This is a genomic window from Streptomyces sp. NPDC006385, assembly GCF_040612485.1.
Taxonomy (GTDB): Bacteria; Actinomycetota; Actinomycetes; order Streptomycetales; family Streptomycetaceae; genus Streptomyces.
In genome coordinates, this window is record NZ_JBEXQG010000016.1 from 19,583 (window position 1) to 44,122 (window position 24,540).

The window sequence follows — 24,540 nt, forward strand, 5'->3', positions numbered from 1 at the left end:
GCAGTATCCAGCACTACGGTCCCGCAGGACACGGTGTTCACGATCACAGCACGTTCCCGATGGTTTTCGGTCCCGGCTGCGGAAACACTTCCCGTCTTCTAACCAGCGGACACGCGGTCGAATCACGCGATTCGTCAACCGTCACCGGCCTGAACCACGTGTTCGACAGGGTGGGGCGGGACGTACACCGGCGTTGACGCCTACTGACGGGTTGTGAACGGCGTGGGCGGGGCGTGGAGGAAGCCGTCGCCGTGTCTCGCGGTGCCGGGCCTACTCCGGTACCACGAGCTCGAACCACACCGTCTTGCCCGCGTTCCGTCCCGGTCTCGTTCCCCATCGTCGTGAGGAGTGCGCCACGAGTTGCAGGCCGCGGCCGCTCTCGTCCTCCAGGTGGGCGGTGCGTTCGCGGGGTGGGTCGGGAAGGGGGTCGGAGACCTCGACGAGGAGGACGTCACCGAATGCGAGCGGGCGTACCAGGCGTACGCCGATGGGCCCGGTGGCGTGCCGCAGGGAGTTGGTCACCAGCTCACTGACCAGCAGTGCCGCGATGTCGGCGAGGCTGCCCAGGTCCCACGCGCGCAACCGGCCGCGAACGGCGGCACGCGCGGCCCGCACCGCGCCCGGCTCTGCGGGAAAGGTCCACTCGGCGCAGTCACCATCGGTGTCGGTCACGCCGATCACTTCCCAGGCCAACGGGGGCGCTCATGTCCGGTTTCACAGGGTTAATAGGCACATACCCGATATTCGGGAGCGGTATCGCGGGAGAGGAATCGCATCAACCGGTTCGCGCGGCGCTTCAGGGCGGTGACGGCGACGCCTCCGGGGCCTTCGCGTCACAGCCCGCCCTCGCCCCGGCCGCCCGGCCTCACCCCAGCCACCCGGCCACTTCCCGGACCGCCGGCACGTCCTGGTCCAGCCAGTCCACGTCCCAGAGTTCCCCCGGCCCCAGCCAGCGCAGCGCGTCGTGGTCCTGGAGCGGCTCGGGGTCCCCCGCCCCGGGCAGCAGGCGGGCCGTCCACACGTGCAGGACGTAGGGAGACTTCAGTGGCCACACCCCGGGCACCCGCTCGATCACCTCGGCGTCCACGCCGAGTTCCTCCCGCAGTTCCCGCACCAGCGCCTCCTCGGGCGCCTCTCCGGGCTCGACCTTTCCCCCGGGCAGCTCCCAGCGCCCGGCCAGCTCCGCGGGCGCACTGCGGCGCGCGGCGAGCAGGCGGCCCCGCCCCAGCAGCGCGGCGCCGACCACGATCCGTTCCGTCATGCGCCGGAGCCTACGGGAGCGGAAGAGGGCGGACGGAAAGGTGGTGCGCAGGCCGGTCAGCCGTCCGCGCCGCCGTTCTGGGCGATCCGCTCGACCCAGTACAGCCGCTTGGGTCCACGGCCGTCGAGGCTGTCCGCGATCTTCTGGGCCTCCGCCCGGGTCGCGTACCGGCCCACGCGGTAGCGATTGCCGTTGTCGTCCTGACGAACGACGAGCCAGGGAAGAGTGATCGTGCTGTCGTTCATCGCGCCCCACTGCTCCTTCCCGTCCACGACCGCCCGAGTCCCTCCCCCAGCCTTCGGCCGGGGGGATCCCCATCTCGCTTCGCTCGCGGCCTGTGCCGTGCCCCGCCCGCTAAGGAAACCGCAATCCGCATATGCCCGAGCCTACGCCTTACCTTCACTCAGCGAATACGGCTTTTCACAAAGAGGTACGCAACCAGCCAAGCCGCCGGGGGCGCGCGGTGTCGAGTGCGCCGTGCGCGGACGTCGACGCATCCGGTCACGGGCATGGCGGAGACGCCTGCCGCGACCTGCGAAAACGGCCAGATTCCAACGGCCGTGCGGAGTAAGGGAGTTGAGGGGCCGCCGGGGGCAACTCCCGTGAATGCGGGCGCTACTCGACCAACGGTGTGCGCTACTTCACTGGGAGGTGGTACGCGACCCGGTAGCGGTCCGCCGGGATCACCACGTCCGCCGTCTCCACGGGGCGGCCGGACGCGTAGTAGGTGCGCTGGATGACCAGGACCACATGGCCGGGGACGCCGCCCAACGCCAGCAGTTCCTCCGCCAGGCCGGGGCGCGCGCCCACCTCCTCCGTGACGTTGTCCACGACGACGTCGATGGCCGCCATGCGCTCGACGACGCCCATGCCGCCGAGCGGGCCCTCCTCGGGCAGCATCACGGGCGTACGGCCGGTGACGGCGAGGGGTTCCCAGGACGTGGAGAGCATCATCGCCTCGCCGGCGTCCCGGAACACGTACCGCGTGCACATCACGCGGTCGCCGGGCCGGATGCCGAGCCGCTCGGCGACGGCGACGCTCGCCAGGGCCTGTTCGCTGCTGGACTCCCAGGTGCCGCGCGCCTCGCCGTCGGCCTGCTCCTGACGGAAGGGGGTGGCACCGCTCGGCGGGCGGAAGCCGGAGCGGGCGATCCGGCGGGGCACGGGCCGCTCACGGACGTACGTCCCGGACCCGGAGCGGCCCTCGACCAGCCCCTCGGCCATCAGCACCTTGCGCGCCTCCAGCGCGACGGTGTCGGAGACGCCGTACTCCTCGCGGATCCTGGCCTGGGACGGGAGGCGGGTGTGCGGTGGCAGCGAACCGTCGACGATCTTCTTGCGGAGATCACCCGCGACGCGCAGGTACGCCGGCTGCTCACCGAAAGTCACTGGCCGCTCCCATCAGCTTGTACAGACAGCAACAGCCTGGCAACCAAGAGTTGTCCCGTGCAAGCAAAGGCCAGAGAATCACTCGATGTGATGACTTGTGCCGGTGGAGGGCTTTACCCAGGCACTTTCTTTCCGTATAGGCCGCGTTCACACATCGAGACCGCCCCCGCTTCCGCCCGCGCCACCGCCGCCGGAGTCGTCCTCGTAGCTCGGCACAGTCGTTTCCAGGCCCAGAGCCTTGCGCGCGGTGACGGTCGCGGGGCCGTCGACATGGGCGTACGCCTTGTCGTAGTGCGCGGAGAACGTGTCCGCGTCGTCGGCCGCGGCCGCCTCGGCCCACTCCTCGCGGGCGTCCTCCATGTCCGCGAGGAACTCGGTGACCGGCCCCTCGGCGACCTCCGGCCAGGGCTGTGTGCGCAGCATCCGGGTCTGCTCGCCGAGGACGCGGTGGACGTCCTTCGCCCAGGCCCGGTTCGCCGCCAGGTCCTCCTCGGGGTAGGCCTCGGGCTCCTCGTACAGCACGTCGTCGATGAGGTTGCTCGCCGACAGGAACCTCACCTGGTACGCGTCGAGCGTCATGTAGTCGCGGCGCAGCGAGCCGGTCAGGGGCTTGCCCTCCGTGCTGCCGAACATGCAGGTGATCGCCCGGTCTCCGAAGCGCCAGCTCTGCCGGGTCGGCACGAGGTGGTACACCTCGACGTCGTCGGGGACGGCCCAGGTGTCCAGGGAGTACTGGTTCCAGAGCGCGTAGCACCGGTCGTCGGCGACCCGCGTGACCTCGTCGTCGCCGGGGTAGGAGCCGCCCGGCACCGTCACGACGGCGAAGACCTCGGCGTCGTGCTCGCGGGCGCACGGCACCTCGTCGACGTCGTAGGTCTCGCCCTCCAGGGAGCCGGTCGAGGAGTTGAAGCAGTCGCCCTTGGCGAGCGCGTAGGCGGTGCCCTCGCCCTTCGCCGCGTCCCTGAAGCCGTCCCAGAAGTCGCCGGCGGAGCCCGTGGTGAGCGCCAGCGTCCACAGCGCGAGCCCGACCGAGGACAGCACGGAGCCGGCGATCGCCATGCCCTTGCCGCGCTCGCCCTTCTTCTTGATCTGCGCCAGGGCGATCAGCCCCAGCACCAGCCCGACGGCCGGAACGCAGCACAGGATGCCGAGGACGAGGGCACCGATGGCGACGCCGTTGACGGGCGCCGGGCGGCCGTAGGGGGCGTGGGGGCCGTAGGGGTGGTACGGGTACGGTCCCGGGGCGCCGGGTGCGCCGTAGGGGTACGGCGACGGCGGCGGGAACTGGCCCTGCGCGTACGGCCCTTGGGGCTGCTCCGGGTACCCCTGCGGCCGCTGGGGACCGGAGGGCGGGGGAATGGACACGGGTACCGTGCTCCTGGTTCAGGCGGCGGCGCCGGGCGGTGGGAACTGGCGTACGACTGGGCGAATCGTAAGCGGCAGGGGAGGGGGGACGTCATGCGCGTCACCAACGTGGTGATCGCGGCGGTGAACCGGCTCACGGCCCGGTGGGCGGGGGCGGCGGCCCCGGTTGCGTCCGGGCACGGCACGGTCTTCTCGGCGGCGGGGGTGTGGCCGCTGCTCGGCTTCCTCGCGGACGGGGCGGGCGGTCCGGCGCGGGCGGAACTGGCGGACGCGGTCGGGCTGCCTGCGGACGAGGCGGCGGGCGCGGCGCGGGAGTCGCTCGGCGCGATGGGGGCGATGCGGGGGCTGGACTCGGCGCTCGGGCTGTGGACCAAGCGGACACTGGAGCTGCGCGAGCGGTGGGAGGCGGGGCTTCCCGCGCAGGCGCACGGGGTGCTGACGGGGGACGCGGGCGCCGACAAGGGCGCGCTGGACGCCTGGGCGGCGAAGCGGACGGGTGGGCTGATCGAGGAGATGCCCGTCGACCTCGGCAAGGACACCCAGATGGTGCTGGCGAGCGCGCTGGCGTTGCGGACGCAGTGGCTACGGCCCTTCCTGGACTGGCCGATGACGCCGCGGACCGGGCCCTGGGGCGAGCGGACGCTGCTCGGGCTGTACCGGCGGAGCACGCTGCTGGACCGGGTCGGGGTCGCGGACACTCCGGCCGGTCACGTCACCGAGCTGAAGGTGCTGGGCGACAACGCGCTCGACGTCCATCTGCTGCTGGGCGAGGAGGGGATGACGCCGGGGCAGGTGCTGGGGGCCGGGGTGGACGTCCTGGCCCGCCGGTGGCCGGTGGTGCCGGGGCCCCACCTGCCGTACGGGGAGGTGGGACCGGGTCTGCGTGTCGTCAGGGAGCGCCGTGCACGGCCCGTACCGCCCACGCTGGACGTGGAGACCGTGGCCTTCGACCTGACCGCGCACCACGACCTGCTGGCGCTGCACCGGGTGTTCGGCCTGACGACGGCAACGGCACCGGGCCGTGGTCACTTCCCCGGCATCAGCGACTTCCCGCTGGCCGTGGGATCGGCCCGGCAGTCCACCACGGCGCGGTTCGGCGCCCTGGGCTTCCGCGCGGCCGCGGTGACAGCCGTCGATGTCGTCGCCGGCGGAGTTCCCCAGCTCCGCTGGGTGACCACCAGCGTCAAGGCGGCCTTCGACCGCCCCTTCGGCTTCCTCGCCCTGCACCGCCACACGCGGCTCGTCCTCGCGGCCGGCTGGGTCACGGACCCGGAGCCGTACCGCGAGGACGAGGAGGATCACTGATCCGGGGCTAGAACTGGAGCGCCCAGGCGTCGATCCGTCCGGTGTCGTAGTTCGCGTTGTCGCTCACGCGCAGCTTCCACGTGCCGTTCGCCGCCTCCGACGAGGCGTTCACCGTGTACGTGGTGTTGATGTTGTCCGCACTGCCGCCGCTGCCGTACGACTTGAGCGTGTACGCCGTGCCGTCCGGGGCGATGAGCTGGACCTGGAGGTCGCCGATGTAGGTGTGGACGATGTGCACCTCGACGGCCAGGGCCGAGGGCGCGTTGCCGGAGACGCCGGAGACCGTCACCGGGGACTCGACGGTGGAGTTGTCGCTGATCGGGTAGTCACCGGCGTTCTCGAAACGCGGGCCGGGCGGGGTGGTCGTACCGCCGCCGACGTTGAGGAGCCGGTTGGGCGAGCCCGTGCCGGGGTTGGTGACGACGCCGGTGGTGGCGGCGGACGTCAGTGCCGAGGCGACCTGGGCCGGGGTGGCCGAGGGGTTGGCGGCCAGGTGGAGCGCGGCCGCGCCCGCGACGTGCGGGCTCGCCATCGACGTACCGGAGATGGTGTTGGTCGCCGAGTCGCTCGTGCTCCAGGTCGAGGTGATGGACGAGCCGGGCGCGAACAGGTCCAGCGCCGAACCGTAGTTGGAGTAGCTCGCCCTGGCGTCCGAACTGGTCGTCGCGCCGACCGTGATGGCTTCCGCCACGCGTGCGGGCGACCTGGTGGAGGCGTTGGTCGACTCGTTGCCGGCCGCGACGGCGAAGGTGACGCCGGAGGCGATGGCGTTGCGTACGGCCGTGTCGAGGGCGGAGTCGGCGGGGCCGCCGAGGGACATGTTGACGACGGCCGGCTTGACCGCGTTCCGGGCGACCCAGTCGATGCCGGCGACGACCTGGGCGGTGGTGCCCTGGCCGGAGTTGTTCAGCACGCGGACCCCGACGATCTTCGCCTTCTTGGCGACGCCGTGCGCCGTCCCGCCGACCGTGCCCGCGACGTGCGTGCCGTGGCCGTGGCCGTCCTGGGCGGTGTTGTCGTTGTCGATCGCGTCGTAGCCGTAGGAGGCGCGGCCGCCGAAGTCGCTGTGCGTGATGCGGACGCCGGTGTCGATGACGTACGCGGTCACGCCCTGCCCGGCCGAGTCGGGGTACGTGTACGAGCTGTTGAGCGGCAGGTTGCGCTGGTCGACGCGGTCCAGGCCCCAGGAGGGCGGGTTGGTCTGGGTCGCGTCGACGCTGAAGGTGCGGTTCTGGACGACGGAGGCGACCGCCGGGTCGGCGGCGAGCCGCTTCGCCTCGGCCTCGGACGCCTCGATCGCGTAGCCGTTCAGGGCCTTCGTGTACGTCCGCTCGACATCGGCGCCGTACTTCTCGACGAGGGCACGCCCCGCCTGGGAGCCCGAGCGGGCGTGGTCCGCCCTGAGGGTCACGAGGTAGCTGTCGGCGACGGCGCCTGCCGCGCCCGCGTACTGGATACGGCCCTCGGGAGCGGCCGCGGCGGGGAGAGCGGAGACGAGGCTCGCGGTGAGGGCCGCGGTGGCCGCCGTGCTGAGCAGAGCCAGTCTTCGCCGGGTGGAACGCATCACTGCCATCTGAGGGGTCCTCCTCGATTGGTGGTGCGCTTGTGGGGTGACACCCGGACGGACGGGATGACAGGTGGGACAGGTGGGACAGGAGCCATGGAGCGATGGAGCGATGGAGCGATGAGGCGATGGCGCCATGGACTTGATGATCAGGTGCATGCCAAATCCCTGGCCGCTCCTGGGTGTCAGCCGAAAGATTGAGGCCTCCACAGGAATTGCACAAGGGCCCTGCACCCACGTAACGGACGCGCCGTGCCTCAGTCGTCGAACGCCGTGGCCCGGGTGCGCTTCTCCCAGGCGGCCACGTCCTCACGCACCTGGTCCAGATGACCGAGTACGGCCGTCACCGCGTCGTCGCCCAACGGCAGTCGCAACGGGGTCTTCTCCGCCTCCAGCGCGGCCAGGATCAGGGCCGCCGCCTTCGCCGGGTCGCCGGGCTGGGTGCCGTCGCCGCCGGAGACGAAGCCGCGGGTCCGGCTCACCTTGGGATACCGGCCGCTGTCCGCGCTGGCCCCGGCCCGCCCCGTCTCGAACAGCGAGGTGCGGAAGGAACCCGGTTCGACGATCAGCACCTTGATGCCGAACTCGGCGACCTCGTCCGCGAGCGCCTCGGACATGCCCTCCAGCGCGAACTTGGTGCCGCTGTACGCCGAGAAGCCCGCGAAGGACATCTGCCCGCCCATGCTGCTCATCTGCACGATCGCTCCGGCCCGCCGCTCCCGCATGTGCGGAAGTACCGCACGTGTGAGGGCGGCGGGCCCGAAGACATGCACATGGAACAGCTTGCGCAGTTCGTCGTCGGTTGTCTCCTCGAATGCGCCCACATGGGTACGGCCCGCGTTGTTGACCAGGACGTCGATGCGCCCGTGCCGGGCGATCACATCCGCTACGGCGGCCTCGGCGGCCCCCGTGTCACCGACGTCCAGCCGCAGTGCCTCCACCTGGTCGGGGTGCGCGGCCACCAGGTCGTCCAGCCCCTCGGGCCGCCGTACGGCACCGACCACTACGTCACCCTCGGCGAGGGCCGCCTCCGCGACGGCCCGCCCGAAACCGCTGCTCGCGCCGGTGATCAACCACACCTTGTTCATGACAGCTCCTCGTAGTCGCGTGTCCTGCGCGAACAAGCCTGCTGCCTCCGCCGGTTGCGCGTCCAAGACCCCCACTGATAACCGATGGCTATGACGAGGGACGTTCATGTGCGGGACCTGCGCTATTTCCTGACGGTGGCCGAGGAACTGCATTTCACCCGGGCGGCCGAGCGGCTGTACGTCTCCCAGCCCGCGCTCAGCAAACAAGTACGGGTGCTGGAACGGCAGTTGGGCGTGGAGCTGTTCCGCCGCGATGCGCGGGGCGTCACGCTCACCGAGGCCGGCACGGCACTGCTGCCACATGCCCGGCGGGTGCTGGACGCCTGGTCGGAGGGGGCGGCGGCGCTGGAGGCGGCCCGGGCCGCGGCGCGCGGCACACTGGTCGTCGGCATGAGCACCAGCCCCGGTCGCGGCGGACTGCTCCCGGCGATCCGCTCCCGCTTCACCGCCGCGCACCCGGACACCGTCCTGCGCCTGCGCCAGGTGAGCTGGGAGGACCCGACGGCGGGCCTCGCGGACGGCGGCACGGACGTGGCCTTCGTCTGGCTGCCCCTCCCTGACGCCGACCGTTACGCCTGGACGGTCGTCGCGCGCGAGCCCCGCCTGGTCGCCCTCCCGGAGAGCCACCCGCTCGCGTCCCGCACGGAGATCGACTTCGCGGACCTGCTCGACGAGCCGTTCCTCGCGCTGCCGGAGAGCGCCGGGCCGTTGCGTGCGTACTGGCTGGCCCTGGAGGAGCGGGAGGGCCGGCCGCCGCGCATCGGGGCGGAGATCGGCAGCACGGAGGAGACGTACGAGGCCCTGGTCGCCGGCCTCGGCGTCTGCCTCGTGGCGTCGGGCAACGCTCCGTTGATCACCCTGGGCGGGGTGGTGACCCGGCCCGTGCACGGGCTCTCGCCCAGCCGGTACGCGCTGGCGTGGCGCAGGGAGGACGAGGGGCGGTCGCTGGTGCGGGCGTATGCGGAGACCTGCCGAACGGTCACGAACGGCTGATCACGCATGACGTGCGAGTGCGCCCCGAAGCCCCCGACCTGCGACTGCTCCCCGGAGAGGATCGCGCCGCGGGAGGACCGCGCCTCGGGCACCGAGGTCCGCTTCATCGCCTGCCGACTGCCGATCTGCCGACCCTTCGTAGGCGAAGAGGGCTTCCAGTTCGGGGTAGCGCGGGTGATCCGAGTCGGGCGCTCGCGCCTCACTGCCGCCTGGGGTCGACGCCGCTGCGCGAGACCGCACGACTGGAACGAGTTCGTCGGTGAGGGTGGCCCGGTGTCGAAGGAGGGCCGCCAGGTCGTGCCGGTCGAAGGGTGACTGCTCCAGCCACTTGATGGAGCCGAGGAAGATCAGTTCCTTGGCCGGGTAATGTGCAGTGGATCAACTGGCGGCATCACATGCGAACGCATCCCAGGATGGAGGTACGTTCACGTACTTGGTGTGTACGGACACTACGAAAATGCCGGGAGGCGGATCACCCCGGCCAACAGGAAATTCCTCCTGCCGTTCCACGGTCAGTAGTGGTAGCGAGCGGCAAGGATGACGATCTCTTTGTCGGTGACCAGGTAGACGAGACGGTGCTCATCGTCGGTCCGCCTCGACCACGCTCCAGGCAGGTGATACTTGAGTGGCTCGGGCTTGCCGATCCCCGTGAAGGGGTCCCGCCTGACGTCCTCGATGAGCTTGTTGATCCGAGCCAGCATCTTGTGATCGTTCTTGAGCCAGGACGTGTAGTCCTCCCAGCCCTGATCCTCGAAGACAAGCCTCACGCAGCACCCTCACGTGCCGCATCCGGCGAGTCGGGGTCGATCAGCTCTCGCTCGGACACGTTGATGTTGGCCAGGGCGTTCTCGTACGCCTTGAGCAACCGGCGAGCGTTCGCCGGAGAGCGCAGCAGGTACGAGCCTTCACGCAGCGCTGCATAGTCCTCGGCCGAGACGAGCACGGCGTTGCCGTGCTTGGAGACGATCTCGATGGCCTCGTGGTTGTCGTTGACCTTCTTGATCAGCGGAAAGAGAGCCTTGCGGGCTTCGCTCGCAGTTATGGACATGACCTGACCCTTTCCGTCAGTGGTACCGAATAACGTACCACTTTCACCGCTCATAGGCAGGGCAGATGCGGACGAAGGCCAGATTCCAGCACTGTCCGAGCACGGGAAACAGCAAGGGGCCGACCCGAGCGAGCCGACCCCTGCTGCCTGAGCGCTTCACGGAGCGCCTAGCGGAAATTGACGAAGCAATCACACATTGAAGCGGAATGCCTCCAACAACGCTCTCACCTGCGGAAACGGATCCTGAGAGATCCAAGTCAGCACAGAATCAGCACGGGCGGCAGGCCCGAGGGTTGCAGGACGGTCAGGAAGGCGGTCGCCCCTTGACGATCTCGTGGCCCGGGCCTCGCCGAGTCGCTACCGTTTAGCCATGACCGCACTGCCCGACTGGATGCGCCCGCCGCGCGAGGAAGGCTGGTTCGCGGAGGACCTGGACCGCCTCCCCGAGGCACCCCGCCACACCGAGCTGATCGACGGAGCCCTCGTCTTCATGATGTCGCCCCGGCGGTGGTGGCATGGCCACCTCGTCACCATGCTCACTGTCGCCCTCATGGAGCAGGCGCCCAGCGAGGTCAGCGTCGGCCGCGAGATGACCATAAAGCTCGACGAGCGAAACCGGCCCGAGCCCGATCTGCTCTTGACGACGGCCGCCTACGACGGCGACCGCACCTGGTTCACGCCGGATGAGGTGCGACTCGTCATCGAGGTCGTCTCACCCGAGTCCGCGCACCGGGACCGCACGGTCAAGCTCCGCAAGTACGCGGAAGCCGGTATCCCGCACTACTGGTGCATCGAGGACGAGAACGGCGCCCCTGTCGTCCACGTCTACGAACTCGACGAGCCGACCGGCGCCTACGCGCCCGCCGGCATCTTCCGGGGCACTCTGAAGCGGCCTGTGCCTTTCGAGATCAGCCTGGATCTCGAAAGGCTCACCCCACCGAGGACCAAGTAGGGGTCAGCACCAAGTCAGCACGGGAACACAGAAGGGGCCGGACGCACAGAGCCCGTCCCCTTCTGACCTGCAGACTTGCAGACTTGCCCAATCACCTACCAGACGGTAACGAACCACTCACACGTTGAAGCGGAACTCCACAACGTCCCCGTCCTGCATCACATAGTCCTTGCCCTCCATGCGCGCCTTGCCCTTCGCGCGGGCCTCCGCCACCGAGCCGGTCTCCACCAGGTCGGCGAAGGAGATGACCTCGGCCTTGATGAAGCCCTTCTGGAAGTCGGTGTGGATGACGCCGGCGGCCTCGGGGGCGGTGGCGCCCTTCTTGATGGTCCAGGCGCGGGACTCCTTGGGACCGGCCGTCAGATAGGTCTGGAGGCCGAGGGTGTTGAAGCCGACGCGGGCGAGGGTGGCGAGGCCGGGCTCGTCCTGGCCGACGGACTGGAGGAGTTCGAGGGCCTCGTCCTCGTCGAGCTCGGCGAGGTCGGCCTCCAGCTTGGCGTTGAGGAAGATCGCCTCGGCGGGGGCGACCAGGGCACGCTGCTCGTTCTTGAAGTCCTCGTCGATCAGCTCGTCCTCGTCGACGTTGAAGACGTAGAGGAAGGGCTTGGTGGTGAGCAGGTGCAGGTCGTGCAGGAGCTCGTTGCGCTCGGTGCCCTGGACGATGCCGTGCGCGAAGAGCGTGTCGCCCTTCTCCAGGATCTCCTTGGCCTCCTCGACGGCCTTGACCTTCGGCGCGATGTCCTTCTTGATCCGCGACTCCTTCTGGAGCCGGGGCAGGACCTTCTCGATCGTCTGGAGGTCCGCCAGGATCAGCTCGGTGTTGATCGTCTCGATGTCGTCCTTGGGCGAGACCTTGCCGTCGACGTGGACGACGTTCTCGTCCTTGAAGGCGCGGATGACCTGGCAGATCGCGTCGGACTCACGGATGTTCGCGAGGAACTTGTTGCCCAGGCCCTCGCCCTCGGAGGCGCCGCGCACGATGCCGGCGATGTCGACGAAGTCGACGGTCGCCGGGAGGACGCGCTGCGAGGAGAAGATCTCGGCCAACTTGGCGAGGCGGGTGTCCGGGACGCCCACGACGCCGACGTTCGGCTCGATCGTGGCGAACGGGTAGTTGGCCGCCAGCACGTCGTTCTTGGTCAGGGCGTTGAACAGGGTCGACTTGCCGACATTGGGCAGACCGACGATTCCGATCGTGAGCGACACGTTGCGACTTCCCGTACGTGAGAGGACTTCAGGGGCTGGGCTGGGGCCCGGTCCTTCTTCGATCTTCGATGCAGATCGATCTTCGATGCAGATGCACGGGCCGATCCACCAGTCTACGGCGTACCGGACCCGGCCCCGGCGCCCTGTCGAACACGTGGCCAAGGTCTGCCCCTGGGCGTGTCTGAGGGGCGATCGGGCACATAAGCCGACCTAAGTTGGTCCAGTGGAGCAACACAGGGCGCGATCTGGCGGATACGAGTCGCGACGCGGTACGCCACCGTCGTTGCCGCCGCAGGCTGCGCGGGGCGGGGATATGTCGAGCCGGGGCGAGGGTCGGGCGGTGCGGGGCGGGAACGCGTCGGGGAAGGGTGACGGGGGGTTCGCACGTGAGCGGAGCGGCTCGGCCAGATCCGCCGGACGCGCTCAGGTGCCCCGGTCCTCCTGGTCATCCCGGGCCTCCCAGACCTCCCGACCGCCCCGCCCCTCCCCCTCCGACCGGCCCGTCCCCCAGCGCCGCCCCGGCAACGCCTCGGCGGCAGCGGCGGTGCGGCACGCCGGACCGCCGCCCGCGTCCCAGGCCGTACGCCGGCTTCCCAACCCGCGGCTGACCGGCCTGGGCGGCGGCCTGTTCTGCGGTGCCGTGATGACGCTGCTCGGCTACCTCGACGCGCTGCTGTTCGGGTCGTCGCTCATGGTGTTCAGCGTGCTGTTCCTGCCGGTGTGCGTGCTGACCGCGGTGTGGGTGCGCAGGGGCGACCTGATGACCGCGCCGGTGGTCGTACCGATCGCGTTCGCCGTGGGGCTGGTTCCGGTGGCCGACGAGGGCGGGGGCGTGAGCGGTCATCTGATGGGTCTGGTGACGGCCCTCGCCACGCAGGCCGGGTGGCTGTACGCGGGGACACTGATCGCCGGTCTCATCGTGACCGTGCGCAAGGCCCGCCTGATGGCACGCAGAGCAGCGGCCCGCCGCCGATCCGCGTAACCGCGCCGACCGCGCCGACCGCGCCCAGCGCGCCGATCCGGCCCGTTCGCTCACGGGGCCGGCCCGGGGCGGCGTCGGCTCGACCGCGGCCGGGGTCCCATCCTCACGCCTCACGCCTCACGCCGCACGCCGCACGCCGCACGCCGCACGCCGCACCAGCGCAACCGTGCTGCTCAGCTGACCAACTGCCCAGCTGCGCCGACCGCCGCGCCACCAGCCAGCATCCCTCAGACTGCTCACGGCCCAGCGGCAGGGCCCAGGGCACGCCCTTTGCCCGGCCCCGCGATCGTCGAACGCCCGCCAGACCGACCACCCCTGCTCGGCCCTCCCGGCCGGCCGACCCGCCGGCCCAAGCCCGCCCGCCCCTTCAGCGGACCGCCCTCCAGCTCCGGCTCGGGACGCCCCTCCGCCCGGCCGGCAGGCCTACGCGTCCGTCTTCTCCCCCGCCCGCATCGCCGCCCCCACGATCCCCGCGTTGTTCTGGAGCTGCGCCGGAACGATCTCGGCCTTGATGCCCTCGATGTGGTGCAGGAACTTGTGGGATTTCCGGCTCACCCCGCCGCCGATGATGAACAGCTCCGGGGAGAACAGCATCTCGACATGGGCGAGGTACTTCTGGACGCGGCGTGCCCAGTGCTCCCAGGTCAGGTCCTCGTCGTCCTTGGCCTTGCTGGAGGCGCGCTTCTCGGCGTCGTGCCCGTTGAGTTCGAGGTGGCCCAGCTCGGTGTTGGGGACGAGGGCGCCGTCGATGAACAGCGCGCTGCCGACGCCGGTGCCGAAGGTGAGGAGGATCACGGTGCCCCGGCGGTCGCGGCCCGCGCCGAAGTGCATCTCGGCGACGCCGGCCGCGTCCGCGTCGTTGACCACCGTCACCGGGAGGCCGCCGAGCCGGTCGCTGAACAACGCGCGCGCGTCGGTGTCGATCCAGCTCTTGTCGACGTTCGCCGCCGTACGGATCGTGGAGCCGTCGGTGACCACGCCGGGAAAGGTGAGCCCGACCGGACCCGTCCAGCCGTAGTGCCCCACGACCTGCCGCACACCGTCGGCCACCCCCTCGGGCGTGGCCGGCTGCGGAGTGAGCACCTTGAAGCGCTCCTGGGCGAGGTCGCCTCTGTCCAGGTCCACCGGGGCACCCTTGATCCCGGATCCACCGATGTCCACACCGAAGATCTGCATGGCCCTACGTTACGACGGAGGACTGACAGTCACGAGGGCGAGGCCCGGCGGTCACGCCTCCTCAGTCGCCCGACCCCGTGCGCTCGGCGATCAGGGCCGCCGCCTCCTCGCGCAGATCGCGGCGCAGCTCCTTGGGCAGGGAGAAGGTGATGGACTCCTCGGCCGCCTTGACGAGCTCGACGTCGCCGTAGCCGCGCTGGGCGAGCCACTCCAGGACCTCCTCGACGAGGACCTCGGGAACGGAGGCGCCGGAGGTGACACCGACCGTCGTCACGCCCTCCAGCCACGCCTCGTCGATCTCGCTCGCGAAGTCCACGAGGTAGGCCTCGCGCGACCCGGCCAGCTTGGCGACCTCCACCAGCCGCTTGGAGTTGGAGGAGTTGCGGGAGCCGACCACGATGACCAGCTCGGCCTCGGCGCCCATCTGCTTCACCGCGAGCTGGCGGTTCTGCGTGGCGTAGCAGATGTCGTCGCTGGGCGGGGAGATGAGCTGCGGGAACTTCTCCTTCAGGGCGTCGACGGTCTCCATCGTCTCGTCCACGCTCAACGTGGTCTGCGACAGCCACACGACCTTCGACGGGTCACGGACCTCGACCTTGGCGACGTCGCCCGGGCCGTCGACGAGCTGGATGTGGTCGGGAGCCTCGCCGGACGTGCCGATGACCTCTTCGTGGCCCTCGTGCCCGATCAGGAGGATGTCGTAGTCCTCGCCTGCGAAGCGGACGGCTTCCTTGTGGACCTTGGTGACCAGCGGGCAGGTCGCGTCGATGGTGGCGAGCTTGCCGCGCTCGGCCTCCTCGTGGACCACGGGGGCCACGCCGTGCGCCGAGAACATGACGATGTTGCCCGGCGGCACCTCCTCCGTCTGCTCGACGAAGATGGCGCCCTTCTTCTCCAGGGTCTGCACGACGTACTTGTTGTGGACGATCTCGTGCCGGACGTACACCGGAGCGCCGTACTGCTCCAGGGCTTTCTCGACGGCGATCACGGCGCGGTCCACTCCCGCGCAGTAGCCACGGGGGGCGGCGAGCAGGACACGGCGGCCAGGCGAAGCAGTCATGCACCCCATCGTAAGGGTGCGGTCGGTGCGTGAAAGATCGCGTGGGTGACGGGTTGGTGGGAAGAGTGACGGTGGGCTGTGAGGGGCGGGAAGCGTTGCGAGGGACTCGGGCCCGCGCCCCCACCGGCCCGAACCCGGTCGGCTGGGCGGCGTTGTCGGTGGGGGCCGTTACGCTCGGCGCATGGCTGTGAACACGACCCCCGAGTCCCCCCTGCCCGTCGGTGAGGTGTCGCGGCTCATCGGGGGGTGGATCGACCGGCTCGGGGCCGTGTGGGTCGAGGGGCAGATCACCCAGCTGTCGCGGCGCCCCGGCGCCGGCGTCGTGTTCCTGACCCTGCGCGACCCGTCGTACGACATCTCCGTGGGCGTGACGGCCTATCGCCAGGTGTTCGACGCCGTCGCCGGCGTGGTGAGCGAGGGCGCCCGGGTCGTCGTGCTCGCCAAGCCCGAGTGGTACGCCCCGCGCGGTCAGCTCTCCCTGCGCGCCGCCGAGATCAGGCCGGTCGGCGTCGGCGAGCTGCTCGCCCGGCTGGAGATGCTGAAGAAGGCCCTCGCCGCCGAGGGTCTCTTCGCGCCGGAGCGCAAGAAGCCGCTGCCCTTCCTGCCGCAGCTCATCGGTCTCGTCTGCGGCCGGGCCTCCGCCGCCGAGCGGGACGTGCTGGAGAACGCCCGGCACCGCTGGCCCGCCGTCCGCTTCGAGGTGCGCAACGTCCCCGTTCAGGGCGTGCACGCCGTACCGCAGGTCGTGCAGGCGGTGAAGGAGCTCGACGAGCTCGACGACGTGGATGTGATCATCGTCGCCCGTGGCGGCGGCAGCGTGGAGGATCTGCTGCCCTTCTCCGACGAGCAGCTCGTCCGGGCCGTCGCCTCCTGCCGTACACCCGTCGTCTCCGCGATCGGCCACGAACCCGACAACCCCCTGCTCGACCACGTCGCCGACCTGCGTGCCTCCACCCCGACCGACGCCGCCAAGAAGGTGGTACCGGACGTGGGCGAGGAGTACGAGCGGGTGCGGCTGCTGCGCGACCGGGCCCGGCGGTGCGTCGAGGCGTTCGTCGAGCGGGAGGAGCGGGGGCTCGCTCATGCCCTCGCGCGGCCCTCGATAGAGGATCCGCACCGGATGATCGACGAACGCGCCGATCATGTGGCCTCGCTCCTCGACCGCGGTCGCCGCTGCCTCGGCCACCATCTCGACCGGGCCGAGTCGGAGCTGACGCACACGCACGCGCGCGTGGTGGCCCTCTCCCCCGCGGCGACCCTGAAGCGCGGATACGCGGTGCTCCAGCGGGCGGACGGGCATGTGGTCCGTGATCCGGGCGAGGTGACGGCCGACGAGGCGCTGCGGGCGCGGGTCGCCGAGGGTGAGTTCTCCGTACGAGTCGACGCACGAAGCGATGCATAGGGTGGGCGCATGACCGGCAAGGTGGAAGAGGCCCTCGGGTACGAGCAGGCCCGGGACGAGCTGATCGAGGTCGTACGGCGGCTGGAGGCGGGCGGTACGACGCTGGAGGAGTCGCTCGCGCTCTGGGAGCGGGGCGAGGAGCTGGCCAAGGTGTGCCGGCGCTGGCTGGAGGGGGCGCGGGCTCGGCTGGACGCCGCGCTCGCCGAGGAGGCCGAGGCCGAGCGCGAAGAGGCCGAGGGCGAGCGCGAAGAGGCCGGGCGGGACTCCTGACGCCGTATCGGTGTTGTGAGGCGGGTCACCACACCCCGACATTTGTTGAAGCTTGAACTTGTCTCGCGTACCGTCGTTCCCGTAACCGGTCCCCGGTCCGTTTAACGCCTCACGACGCACTACTCGAGAAGGTTCACCTATGTCTCTCGTCCTTGACCCCGCCGCCCAGGACCTGCTGTTCCGCGAGGCCCGCACCGCGAACACCTTCACCGACGAGCCGGTGACCGAGGAGCAGGTCCAGGCGATCTACGACCTGGTCAAGTACGGCCCCACCGCCTTCAACCAGACCCCGCTGCGCATCACCCTGGTCCGCTCCGCCGAGGCCCGTGAGCGCCTGGTCCAGCACATGGCCGAGGGCAACCAGGCCAAGACCGCCGCCGCTCCGCTGGTCGCGATCCTGTCCGCGGACAACGAGTTCCACGAGGAGCTGCCGACCCTCTTCCCGGCGTTCCCGCAGGCCAAGGACCTCTTCTTCAGCGAGCGCGCGGCCCGCGAGAACGCCGCCGGGCTGAACGCCGCCCTCCAGGCCGCGTACTTCATCGTCGGCGTCCGCGCCGCCGGGCTGGCCGCCGGCCCGATGACCGGCTTCGACTTCGAGGGCGTCCGCAAGGAGTTCCTGGACGACGACCACACCCCGCTGATGGTCGTCAACATCGGCAAGCCGGGCCCCGACGCCTGGTACCCGCGCTCCCCGCGCCTGGCGTTCGACCAGGTCGTCACCACGGTCTGAACCGACCGGACACGACGAAGGCCCCCGGCGGCAGTCCGGGGGCCTCGTCATGTCCCTGGTGGGGTCACCGCGAGGGGGTCACTTCGCCCTCAGGGCCTTCGCCATCTGTGTCAGCTGCTCGAACGAGCCCGTGCCCGCGACCACGGTCGTCGCGCCCTTCTCCGCGTGCACGAGCGCGTCGTATCGGCCACCCGTGTACCGCGTCCACGTCCGGTCGCCGATCTTCTGGGTGACCTTCGTCTCCTGCGCGCCCTGGGTGGCCTCTTCGATGAACTCCGACGGCTTCTCGGTCGACTGCTGCACCTGGACGTACTGCCCGTCGGGGGTGTGGAAGCCGAGGTGCCAGGCGTCGAAGTCGTCGCCCTTGAAGCGGACGGAGGTCGGCTTCCAGGACTCGGGCAGGCCCTGGGGCGCGAGCACCGGGTAGGACGCCGCGCGGCGAGCCGTCAGCAGCTCCACGCGGTAGTCGACCCGCGGGAGGTCGGGAGCGCCGTCCTCATGGGGGACGAAGAGATAGATGACCCCCGCCGCGAGCACGGTCACTCCCAGGGAGAGGACCATGTTCCGGACCGACTTCTGCTTGCCGTTCGAACCTGCCACGCCCCCTATCGTCGCAGGTGCCCTGGTCTGCTCATCCGTGGGGCCCCCTGCTCATTCTGTCCGCCCGGGGATAGAGTCAGGGCCGTCACCCTCATCCGGCCGTCGTCGTATCAGAAAGGTGCGCTCCGATGACCGAGAACCATCATCATCTGCCGTCCGAGCTCGAGGTGCCCAACGAAGCCCCCGACCGCAACCTCGCCCTGGAACTGGTCCGCGTGACCGAGGCCGCGGCGATGGCCGCGGGCCGCTGGGTCGGGCGCGGCGACAAGAACGGCGCCGACGGCGCGGCGGTACGCGCCATGCGGACCCTCGTCCACACCGTGTCGATGAACGGCGTCGTCGTCATCGGTGAGGGCGAGAAGGACGAGGCGCCGATGCTCTTCAACGGGGAGCGCGTCGGCGACGGGACCGGAGCCGAATGCGACATCGCCGTCGACCCGATCGACGGGACCACGCTGACCGCGAAGGGCATGCCCAACGCGATCTCGGTGCTCGCCGCGGCCGACCGGGGGTCGATGTTCGACCCGTCGGCCGTCTTCTACATGGACAAGCTGGTCACCGGCCCCGAGGCCGCCGACTTCGTCGACATCGACGCGCCCGTGGCCGTGAACATCCGCCGGGTCGCCAAGGCGAAGCGGTCCACGCCGGAGGACGTGACCGTGGTCATCCTGGACCGGCCCCGGCACGAGGGCATCATCAAGGAGATCCGGGACGCAGGTGCGCGCATCAAGCTGATCTCCGACGGCGATGTCGCGGGGTCGATCTACGCGCTGCGCGAGGGCACCGGCGTCGACATGCTGCTCGGTATCGGCGGTACGCCGGAGGGGATCATCTCCGCCTGTGCGGTGAAGTGCCTCGGCGGCACGATCCAGGGCAAGCTGTGGCCGAAGGACGACGAGGAGCGGCAGCGGGCGATCGACGCGGGGCACGATCTGGACCGGGTGCTGCTCACCGATGACCTGGTCGCCGGGGACAACGTGTTCTTCGTCGCGACGGGCATCACCGACGGTGAGCTGCTGCGGGGTGTGCGGTATCGGTCGGAGACCGCGACGACCGACTCGATCGTGATGCGCTCGAAGTCGGGGACGGTGCGCAGGATCGATTCCGAGCACCGGTTGAGCAAGCTGCGGGCTTACAGCGCGATCGACTTCGACAGGGCGAAGTAACGAGGTAGCGAGGTAGCGAGCAGCGTCTTCAGGCGTTGGGCGCCCCCGGTGCGGAGGGGGCGCCCTTTTTCTTGCCTCTCAGCCCGCCTGCGCTATGCGGTTCGCCGTCCTTGCCGCCTTCTGCAGCTCCACCTCGCGGCGGCGGCGCCTTGCCAGGACCACTCGGCGTTCCGCCGCGGTGAGGCCGCCCCAGACGCCGTAGGGCTCGGGCTGGAGGAGGGCGTGTTCGCGGCACTCGACCATGACCGGGCAGCGGGCACAGACTCGCTTGGCCGCCTCCTCGCGGGAGAGTCGGGCCGCGGTGGGCTCTTTCGACGGCGCGAAGAACAGGCCGGCCTCGTCGCGGCGGCACACGGCTTCCGTGTGCCACGGGGCGTCTTGGTCCCTGTCTCGCACTGGCACCCGCTGGGCCGGAACGGCAGCTACCTGCAGGGACGAATGCGGCGGTTGCAGCACGGTCTACTCCTGACGACGGCTTCGCGAGCGAGAGACGATGCAGCAAGGTCTACCCGCTGTGCGCGCGCCTATGCAGGGAGTTCCCAACCGCTGGATCCGAGGGGGTCCGGCACGCTGCCGCCGGGCGTCCGACGCGGCCGAAACGTGCGGTGGGAGCCGCTCCGCTTCACGACAGTCAACGGTCCAGATGCTTGCGCAAACCCTTGGTGCCCTTGTCGAAGTGGCGCTGGACGCGATCGAGGATGTCCGCCACCAGCTTGCCCCGCCTCGGCCTGCCCTCGATGCTGCCAAGCACGGCCCATCCGTCGACATGGACGACCGGCGCCTCGGGATCCTCCGCGTCGAGGTGGTCCACCTCGAAGCTGCCGAGCACACCGCCGCCCGCGCCGCGCAGCGAGACGTTCTCCGGGACGCGGACCTCGACACTGCCGAGGACCGATATCGCGCGGATCACGACCTGCTGGTACTCGAAGAGGGCCTCGCTGAGGTCGATCTCGACGCTGCCGAAGATCGCGTAGGCGTGGATACGGCGGCCCGCTCGCCAGCGGCCCTTGCGGACCGCGCTGCTGAAGACCGCGACCACGTTCTCGTCCGGGTCGACCGGGAGCGCGACGGGGGTGGGACGGCTGGGGGCGGGCACGTGGGGTGCGCGGCGGGTGTGGGCGGCGGGCAGGTCCCGTATGAAGACCTCCAGTTCGCCGACCGTCTTGGCCGCGAGCACGCCCTCCACCCGCTCGGCGTGCTCGTCGGCGGTGAGGCGGCCCTCGCCGAGGGCGTCACGCAGGATGTCGGCGATCCGGTCGCGGTCGGCGTCGGAGGCGCGGAGCTCGGTGGCGGCAGCGGGCGCGGTCTGCTTCTGAAGGTCCACGGCAGTCAGCGTACCCAAACACGATAGATCGCGATAGCCTCTTTCTCCGGCGGAAACCAACTGAGCCTTACCTCACAAGCTCGCCGTCAGGGCCAGGTTCTACGCTGGTGGACGCTGCCAACGGAGGCCAGCCGCTGTCTGTCGAGTGAGGAATGGGCGAGATGCCTGAGTTCGCGTACACCGATCTGCTTCCCATGGGAGAGGACACCACCCCCTACCGGCTGGTGACCTCCGAGGGCGTCTCCACCTTCGAGGCCGACGGGCGGACGTTCCTCAAGGTGGAGCCCGAGGCGCTGCGCAAGCTGGCCGAGGAGGCCATCCACGACATCCAGCACTATCTGCGCCCGGCCCACCTGGCACAGCTGCGCCGGATCATCGACGACCCCGAGGCGTCGAGCAACGACAAGTTCGTGGCGCTGGACCTGCTGAAGAACGCGAACATCGCGGCGGCCGGCGTCCTGCCCATGTGCCAGGACACCGGCACGGCGATCGTCATGGGCAAGCGCGGGCAGAACGTGCTGACCGAGGGGCGCGACGAGGAGGCCCTCTCCCGTGGCATCTACGACGCGTACCTGAACCTGAACCTGCGGTACTCGCAGATGGCTCCGCTCACCATGTGGGAGGAGAAGAACACCGGCTCCAACCTGCCGGCGCAGATCGAGCTGTACGCCACCGACGGCGGCGCCTACAAGTTCCTCTTCATGGCCAAGGGCGGCGGCTCCGCCAACAAGTCCTTCCTCTACCAGGAGACGAAGGCCGTCGTGAACGAGTCCTCCATGATGAAGTTCCTGGAGGAGAAGATCCGTTCGCTGGGTACGGCCGCCTGCCCGCCGTACCACCTGGCGATCGTCGTCGGCGGTACGTCCGCCGAGTACGCGCTGAAGACCGCCAAGTACGCCTCCGCTCACTACCTGGACGAGATCCCGGCCGAGGGCTCGCCGCTCGGGCACGGCTTCCGGGACAAGGAGCTGGAGGAGAAGGTCTTCGAGCTGACGCAGAAGATCGGGATCGGGGCGCAGTTCGGCGGGAAGTACTTCTGTCACGACGTGCGCGTGGTGCGCCTGCCGCGGCACGGCGCGTCCTGCCCGGTCGCCATCGCCGTGTCCTGCTCCGCCGACCGTCAGGCCGTCGCGAAGATCACGGCGGAGGGCGTTTTCCTGGAGCAGTTGGAGACGGACCCGGCGCGCTTCCTGCCGGAGACGACGGACGAGCACCTCGACGAGGCCGGCGACGTCGTCAGGATCGATCTGAACCAGCCGATGGACGCGATCCTCGCCGAGCTGACCAAGTACCCGGTGAAGACCCGCCTTTCGCTGACCGGTCCGCTGGTCGTGGCCCGTGACATCGCGCACGCCAAGATCAAGGAGCGGCTGGACGCGGGCGAGGAGATGCCGCAGTACCTCAAGGACCATCCGGTGTACTACGCGGGTCCGGCCAAGACGCCGGAGGGCTACGCGTCGGGTTCCTTCGGTCCCACGACCGCCGGCCGCATGGACTCCTACGTCGAGCAGTTCCAGGCCGCCGGCGGCTCGAAGGTGATGCTGGCCAAGGGCAACCGCAGCAAGCAGGTCACGGACGCGTGCCATGCCCACGGCGGGTTCTACCTGGGCTCCATCGGCGGCCCGGCCGCCCGTCTCGCCCAGGACTGCATCAAGAAGGTCGAGGTCGTCGAGTACGAGGAGCTCGGCATGGAGGCCGTCTGGAAGATCGAGGTCGAGGACTTCCCGGCGTTCATCGTGGTCGACGACAAGGGCAACGACTTCTTCCAGGACCCGGCGCCGCAGCCGACCTTCACGTCCATTCCGGTACGGGGACCGGGCCTGGCGTAGCGCCCACGGTGCGGCGGGGGAGGGATCTCGCCCCCGCCGCACCTACCCGTCCCCTCCCCCGGAGGCCGCCGCCCCTTCAACCCCGCCCAGGGAACTCCGCCGGGGCTCCACCGACTCCGCCCCGGGACCCCGATCGGCCCTAAAAGCCTGGCCCTCAAACGACCGCCAGGCTGAGAAATACGGGCCGGACAGGCATAACGGTGCCGTCGGGCGCAGGACCAGCCGAACGACTTCTTCCGGGACCCGGCGCCGCAGCCGACATTGGCCAATTCCGTGCCCGCCAGGTTCTATCAGGGTCAGCCGCTCACCGATAGAGGCAAACAACCCTGTCACCGGAGCCGACACAACAGCCCTGCACTTGAGGGAATTTGACTCTATTCCCGTGCACCTTCCCCAGGGAATTCTTGCGTTGTGCCGCTGATTCGCACCAGGCACGTCTCACACGGCGCGTTCTCCCTGAAAGGAACCACTGTGTCGGCAACGACTCGACCCACGAAGCGTTTCATGACCCGTTCGCTCGCGCTGGCGCTCGCCGGCGCGGCCGGGCTCGGCGCCTTCGCCGCCACGAGCGGCACCGCCTTCGCCGATCTGAGGAACCGTGACGGATCAGTGATTCCGATTCACGTCCAGGGCGGCTCGCTGAGCCTTCCCGCTCAGACCAACAGCATCCGGGTGACCGTGCCCGGTGTCGGCTCCGACTGCAAGGTCGTCACCGACCGCAACAGGGAAACCGACACGGGCTTCCGGCTCTCCGAAGGCCGCCAGTTCGAGCTCGCCGCGTACAACGACCGCGCGTGCCAGGGCACCAGGGTCGGCGGCGTCGGCTACACGGCCTCGTACTCCGGCCCCGACCCGCGCAACGGGATGTTCACCAGGGTGCTCGTCCGCATCCAGAACCCGGCCCTGTTCGCGTGCACCAGCGGCGGCTGGACCGACGGCAGGGCCGTCGCCTGCCGCCAGTCGTGAGCGGCCTCGTCCACCGGTTCAGCCCACCCTCCTACTCCCCGACGGAGAGACCATCATGAGCAAACTCCTTCGCGCCCGGCGTGCCGTCCCGGCCGCATGCGTCGTCGCGGCGTCCGCCGTGGCACTCGCCGCCTCCCCGGCGTCGGCGGTGACCATCAACGAGATCAACGTCAGCTCGGCGAGGGTTCCGAGCGGGGCGGTCTGCGCCCATGTTTCCACCAACACCGGAAACGTGTGGGCGGACCTGCCCGTCAGGCCCGGTTCGACCTTCCAGCTCCGCGGCTTCACGGTCCAGACCGGGGAGCGCGTCAGCTTCCAGTGGTACAGCCGGACCAACAGCCCCGGTGGCTCCTGCGCGTCCAACTCCCACATCCGAGGCGACCACTACATCGCCCCCAACCGGACTCCCTGGAACATCAACTGACCGCTGCTCGCCCGATTCCGGACGATTGCACCAAGAAGGAACCACAGTGAAGAACAACACCCGCGTACGCCGTCTGGTCCCTGCCGCGCTCGTGGCGGCAGTCTCCACCGTCGCCCTGGCCGCCTCCCCGGCGTCGGCCGCCACCATCGGCATCACCGTCGCAAGCCAGGCGATCCCCTCGGGAGCGAGCTGCGTCTTCGTGACGGGCACCCAGAGCGGCGGTTCCTCCGGGCGCGTCGGCTTCACGCCCGGCGGCAGCGCCAGAATCAGCAACATCAACATCAACCCGGGTGAGCGAGTGCACTTCGACTGGCGCAGGGCTGACTGCGCCGGCGGGAGCATCCGCGAGGACTTCCGCCGCGCCCCGGCCAACCTGTCCCAGGGCGGCGTCTGGAACGTCAACTGACGAACCGCCACAGGCGAGGGGTCCGTCCCCCCGG

27 protein-coding genes are annotated in these 24,540 nt (G+C 70.0%); 12 read left to right on the forward strand and 15 right to left on the reverse strand.

Annotated elements, in window-relative coordinates:
- Positions 1–270: 270 nt before the first annotated feature.
- From ABZ078_RS15070 to ABZ078_RS15090, 5 genes are all read right to left on the reverse strand, one after another.
- Positions 271–672 carry an ATP-binding protein gene (locus ABZ078_RS15070; protein ID WP_356575275.1) on the reverse strand — a complete coding sequence of 134 codons (402 nt, stop codon included), beginning with the start codon at positions 670–672 and terminating at the stop codon, positions 271–273.
- Positions 673–865: 193 nt separating this feature from the next.
- Positions 866–1,261: a (deoxy)nucleoside triphosphate pyrophosphohydrolase gene (locus tag ABZ078_RS15075; RefSeq protein ID WP_356575277.1), complete on the reverse strand. Its 396-nt coding sequence runs from the start codon at positions 1,259–1,261 to the stop codon at positions 866–868.
- A gap of 56 nt (positions 1,262–1,317) precedes the next feature.
- The gene (locus tag ABZ078_RS15080; protein WP_356575279.1) at positions 1,318–1,506 is read right to left on the reverse strand and encodes an SPOR domain-containing protein; all 189 of its coding nucleotides are present in this window, start codon (positions 1,504–1,506) and stop codon (positions 1,318–1,320) included.
- 391 nt (positions 1,507–1,897) lie between these two features.
- The gene (locus ABZ078_RS15085; protein ID WP_356575281.1) at positions 1,898–2,650 is read right to left on the reverse strand and encodes a GntR family transcriptional regulator; all 753 of its coding nucleotides are present in this window, start codon (positions 2,648–2,650) and stop codon (positions 1,898–1,900) included.
- 147 nt (positions 2,651–2,797) lie between these two features.
- Positions 2,798–4,015, reverse strand: coding sequence for a DUF4190 domain-containing protein (locus tag ABZ078_RS15090; RefSeq protein ID WP_356575283.1), 1,218 nt, complete (start codon positions 4,013–4,015; stop codon positions 2,798–2,800).
- Between the two features lie 93 nt (positions 4,016–4,108).
- Here ABZ078_RS15090 and ABZ078_RS15095 point away from each other — a divergent pair, with 93 nt between their 5' ends.
- On the forward strand, positions 4,109–5,320 hold the full coding sequence (locus ABZ078_RS15095) for a serpin family protein (protein ID WP_356575285.1): 1,212 nt from the start codon (positions 4,109–4,111) through the stop codon (positions 5,318–5,320).
- A gap of 7 nt (positions 5,321–5,327) precedes the next feature.
- On the opposite strand, the gene ABZ078_RS15100 is transcribed toward ABZ078_RS15095, so the two are convergent.
- Positions 5,328–6,893: a S8 family peptidase gene (locus ABZ078_RS15100; protein WP_356575287.1), complete on the reverse strand. Its 1,566-nt coding sequence runs from the start codon at positions 6,891–6,893 to the stop codon at positions 5,328–5,330.
- Between the two features lie 248 nt (positions 6,894–7,141).
- Positions 7,142–7,972 carry an oxidoreductase gene (locus ABZ078_RS15105; RefSeq protein WP_356575289.1) on the reverse strand — a complete coding sequence of 277 codons (831 nt, stop codon included), beginning with the start codon at positions 7,970–7,972 and terminating at the stop codon, positions 7,142–7,144.
- Between the two features lie 84 nt (positions 7,973–8,056).
- On the opposite strand from ABZ078_RS15105, the gene ABZ078_RS15110 reads away from it, so the two are divergent.
- Positions 8,057–8,965: a LysR family transcriptional regulator gene (locus ABZ078_RS15110; RefSeq protein ID WP_356575290.1), complete on the forward strand. Its 909-nt coding sequence runs from the start codon at positions 8,057–8,059 to the stop codon at positions 8,963–8,965.
- A 512-nt stretch (positions 8,966–9,477) separates the two neighbouring features.
- Here ABZ078_RS15110 and ABZ078_RS15115 read toward each other — a convergent pair.
- Both ABZ078_RS15115 and ABZ078_RS15120 read right to left on the reverse strand, forming a co-directional pair.
- On the reverse strand, positions 9,478–9,732 hold the full coding sequence (locus tag ABZ078_RS15115) for a Txe/YoeB family addiction module toxin (protein WP_356575292.1): 255 nt from the start codon (positions 9,730–9,732) through the stop codon (positions 9,478–9,480).
- The gene (locus ABZ078_RS15120) at positions 9,729–10,013 is read right to left on the reverse strand and encodes a type II toxin-antitoxin system prevent-host-death family antitoxin (RefSeq protein WP_356575293.1); all 285 of its coding nucleotides are present in this window, start codon (positions 10,011–10,013) and stop codon (positions 9,729–9,731) included. The genes ABZ078_RS15115 and ABZ078_RS15120 overlap by 4 nt, the downstream gene beginning before the upstream one ends.
- Positions 10,014–10,383: 370 nt before the next feature.
- Between ABZ078_RS15120 and ABZ078_RS15125 the strand changes: the two genes are divergently transcribed.
- Complete coding sequence (locus ABZ078_RS15125; RefSeq protein WP_356575295.1) at positions 10,384–10,965, forward strand: Uma2 family endonuclease; 582 nt, start codon at positions 10,384–10,386, stop codon at positions 10,963–10,965.
- A gap of 117 nt (positions 10,966–11,082) precedes the next feature.
- Here ABZ078_RS15125 and ychF read toward each other — a convergent pair whose 3' ends face one another.
- The gene (gene ychF, locus ABZ078_RS15130) at positions 11,083–12,171 is read right to left on the reverse strand and encodes a redox-regulated ATPase YchF (protein WP_356575296.1); all 1,089 of its coding nucleotides are present in this window, start codon (positions 12,169–12,171) and stop codon (positions 11,083–11,085) included.
- Between the two features lie 427 nt (positions 12,172–12,598).
- On the opposite strand from ychF, the gene ABZ078_RS15135 reads away from it, so the two are divergent.
- Entirely contained in the window at positions 12,599–13,153 is a 555-nt protein-coding gene (locus tag ABZ078_RS15135) for a DUF6542 domain-containing protein (protein ID WP_356575298.1), read from the forward strand.
- 423 nt (positions 13,154–13,576) lie between these two features.
- Here ABZ078_RS15135 and ppgK read toward each other — a convergent pair whose 3' ends face one another.
- Both ppgK and ABZ078_RS15145 read right to left on the reverse strand, forming a co-directional pair.
- Positions 13,577–14,329, reverse strand: a complete 753-nt coding sequence (ppgK, locus tag ABZ078_RS15140; RefSeq protein WP_356575300.1) for a polyphosphate--glucose phosphotransferase — start codon at positions 14,327–14,329, stop codon at positions 13,577–13,579.
- A gap of 61 nt (positions 14,330–14,390) precedes the next feature.
- Positions 14,391–15,398: a 4-hydroxy-3-methylbut-2-enyl diphosphate reductase gene (locus tag ABZ078_RS15145; protein WP_356575302.1), complete on the reverse strand. Its 1,008-nt coding sequence runs from the start codon at positions 15,396–15,398 to the stop codon at positions 14,391–14,393.
- Between the two features lie 172 nt (positions 15,399–15,570).
- Here ABZ078_RS15145 and xseA point away from each other — a divergent pair, with 172 nt between their 5' ends.
- The 3 genes from xseA (at position 15,571) to ABZ078_RS15160 (ending at position 17,791) form a co-directional block, all read left to right on the forward strand.
- A complete protein-coding gene (xseA, locus tag ABZ078_RS15150; protein WP_356575304.1) occupies positions 15,571–16,791 on the forward strand; it encodes an exodeoxyribonuclease VII large subunit in 1,221 nt (406 codons plus the stop codon).
- A gap of 9 nt (positions 16,792–16,800) precedes the next feature.
- A complete protein-coding gene (locus tag ABZ078_RS15155; RefSeq protein WP_356575306.1) occupies positions 16,801–17,061 on the forward strand; it encodes an exodeoxyribonuclease VII small subunit in 261 nt (86 codons plus the stop codon).
- A gap of 139 nt (positions 17,062–17,200) precedes the next feature.
- Positions 17,201–17,791 carry a malonic semialdehyde reductase gene (locus ABZ078_RS15160; protein ID WP_356575308.1) on the forward strand — a complete coding sequence of 197 codons (591 nt, stop codon included), beginning with the start codon at positions 17,201–17,203 and terminating at the stop codon, positions 17,789–17,791.
- Between the two features lie 78 nt (positions 17,792–17,869).
- Here ABZ078_RS15160 and ABZ078_RS15165 read toward each other — a convergent pair whose 3' ends face one another.
- Complete coding sequence (locus ABZ078_RS15165; RefSeq protein WP_356575310.1) at positions 17,870–18,391, reverse strand: DUF4245 domain-containing protein; 522 nt, start codon at positions 18,389–18,391, stop codon at positions 17,870–17,872.
- Between the two features lie 128 nt (positions 18,392–18,519).
- Here ABZ078_RS15165 and glpX point away from each other — a divergent pair, with 128 nt between their 5' ends.
- On the forward strand, positions 18,520–19,557 hold the full coding sequence (gene glpX / locus ABZ078_RS15170; protein ID WP_356575312.1) for a class II fructose-bisphosphatase: 1,038 nt from the start codon (positions 18,520–18,522) through the stop codon (positions 19,555–19,557).
- Positions 19,558–19,635: 78 nt separating this feature from the next.
- On the opposite strand, the gene ABZ078_RS15175 is transcribed toward glpX, so the two are convergent.
- Both ABZ078_RS15175 and ABZ078_RS15180 read right to left on the reverse strand, forming a co-directional pair.
- Positions 19,636–20,013: a WhiB family transcriptional regulator gene (locus ABZ078_RS15175; protein WP_356575314.1), complete on the reverse strand. Its 378-nt coding sequence runs from the start codon at positions 20,011–20,013 to the stop codon at positions 19,636–19,638.
- A gap of 175 nt (positions 20,014–20,188) precedes the next feature.
- Positions 20,189–20,881 carry a DUF1707 domain-containing protein gene (locus tag ABZ078_RS15180; protein WP_356575316.1) on the reverse strand — a complete coding sequence of 231 codons (693 nt, stop codon included), beginning with the start codon at positions 20,879–20,881 and terminating at the stop codon, positions 20,189–20,191.
- 152 nt (positions 20,882–21,033) lie between these two features.
- Here ABZ078_RS15180 and ABZ078_RS15185 point away from each other — a divergent pair, with 152 nt between their 5' ends.
- The 4 genes from ABZ078_RS15185 (at position 21,034) to ABZ078_RS15200 (ending at position 24,506) form a co-directional block, all read left to right on the forward strand.
- Positions 21,034–22,710 (forward strand): fumarate hydratase, encoded by a 1,677-nt coding sequence (locus ABZ078_RS15185; protein ID WP_356575318.1) that lies wholly within the window; start codon positions 21,034–21,036, stop codon positions 22,708–22,710.
- A 504-nt stretch (positions 22,711–23,214) separates the two neighbouring features.
- Positions 23,215–23,676 carry a hypothetical protein gene (locus ABZ078_RS15190; RefSeq protein WP_356575320.1) on the forward strand — a complete coding sequence of 154 codons (462 nt, stop codon included), beginning with the start codon at positions 23,215–23,217 and terminating at the stop codon, positions 23,674–23,676.
- Between the two features lie 55 nt (positions 23,677–23,731).
- The gene (locus ABZ078_RS15195; RefSeq protein WP_356575322.1) at positions 23,732–24,100 is read left to right on the forward strand and encodes a hypothetical protein; all 369 of its coding nucleotides are present in this window, start codon (positions 23,732–23,734) and stop codon (positions 24,098–24,100) included.
- Between the two features lie 46 nt (positions 24,101–24,146).
- The gene (locus tag ABZ078_RS15200; RefSeq protein ID WP_356575324.1) at positions 24,147–24,506 is read left to right on the forward strand and encodes a hypothetical protein; all 360 of its coding nucleotides are present in this window, start codon (positions 24,147–24,149) and stop codon (positions 24,504–24,506) included.
- Positions 24,507–24,540: the final 34 nt, after the last annotated feature.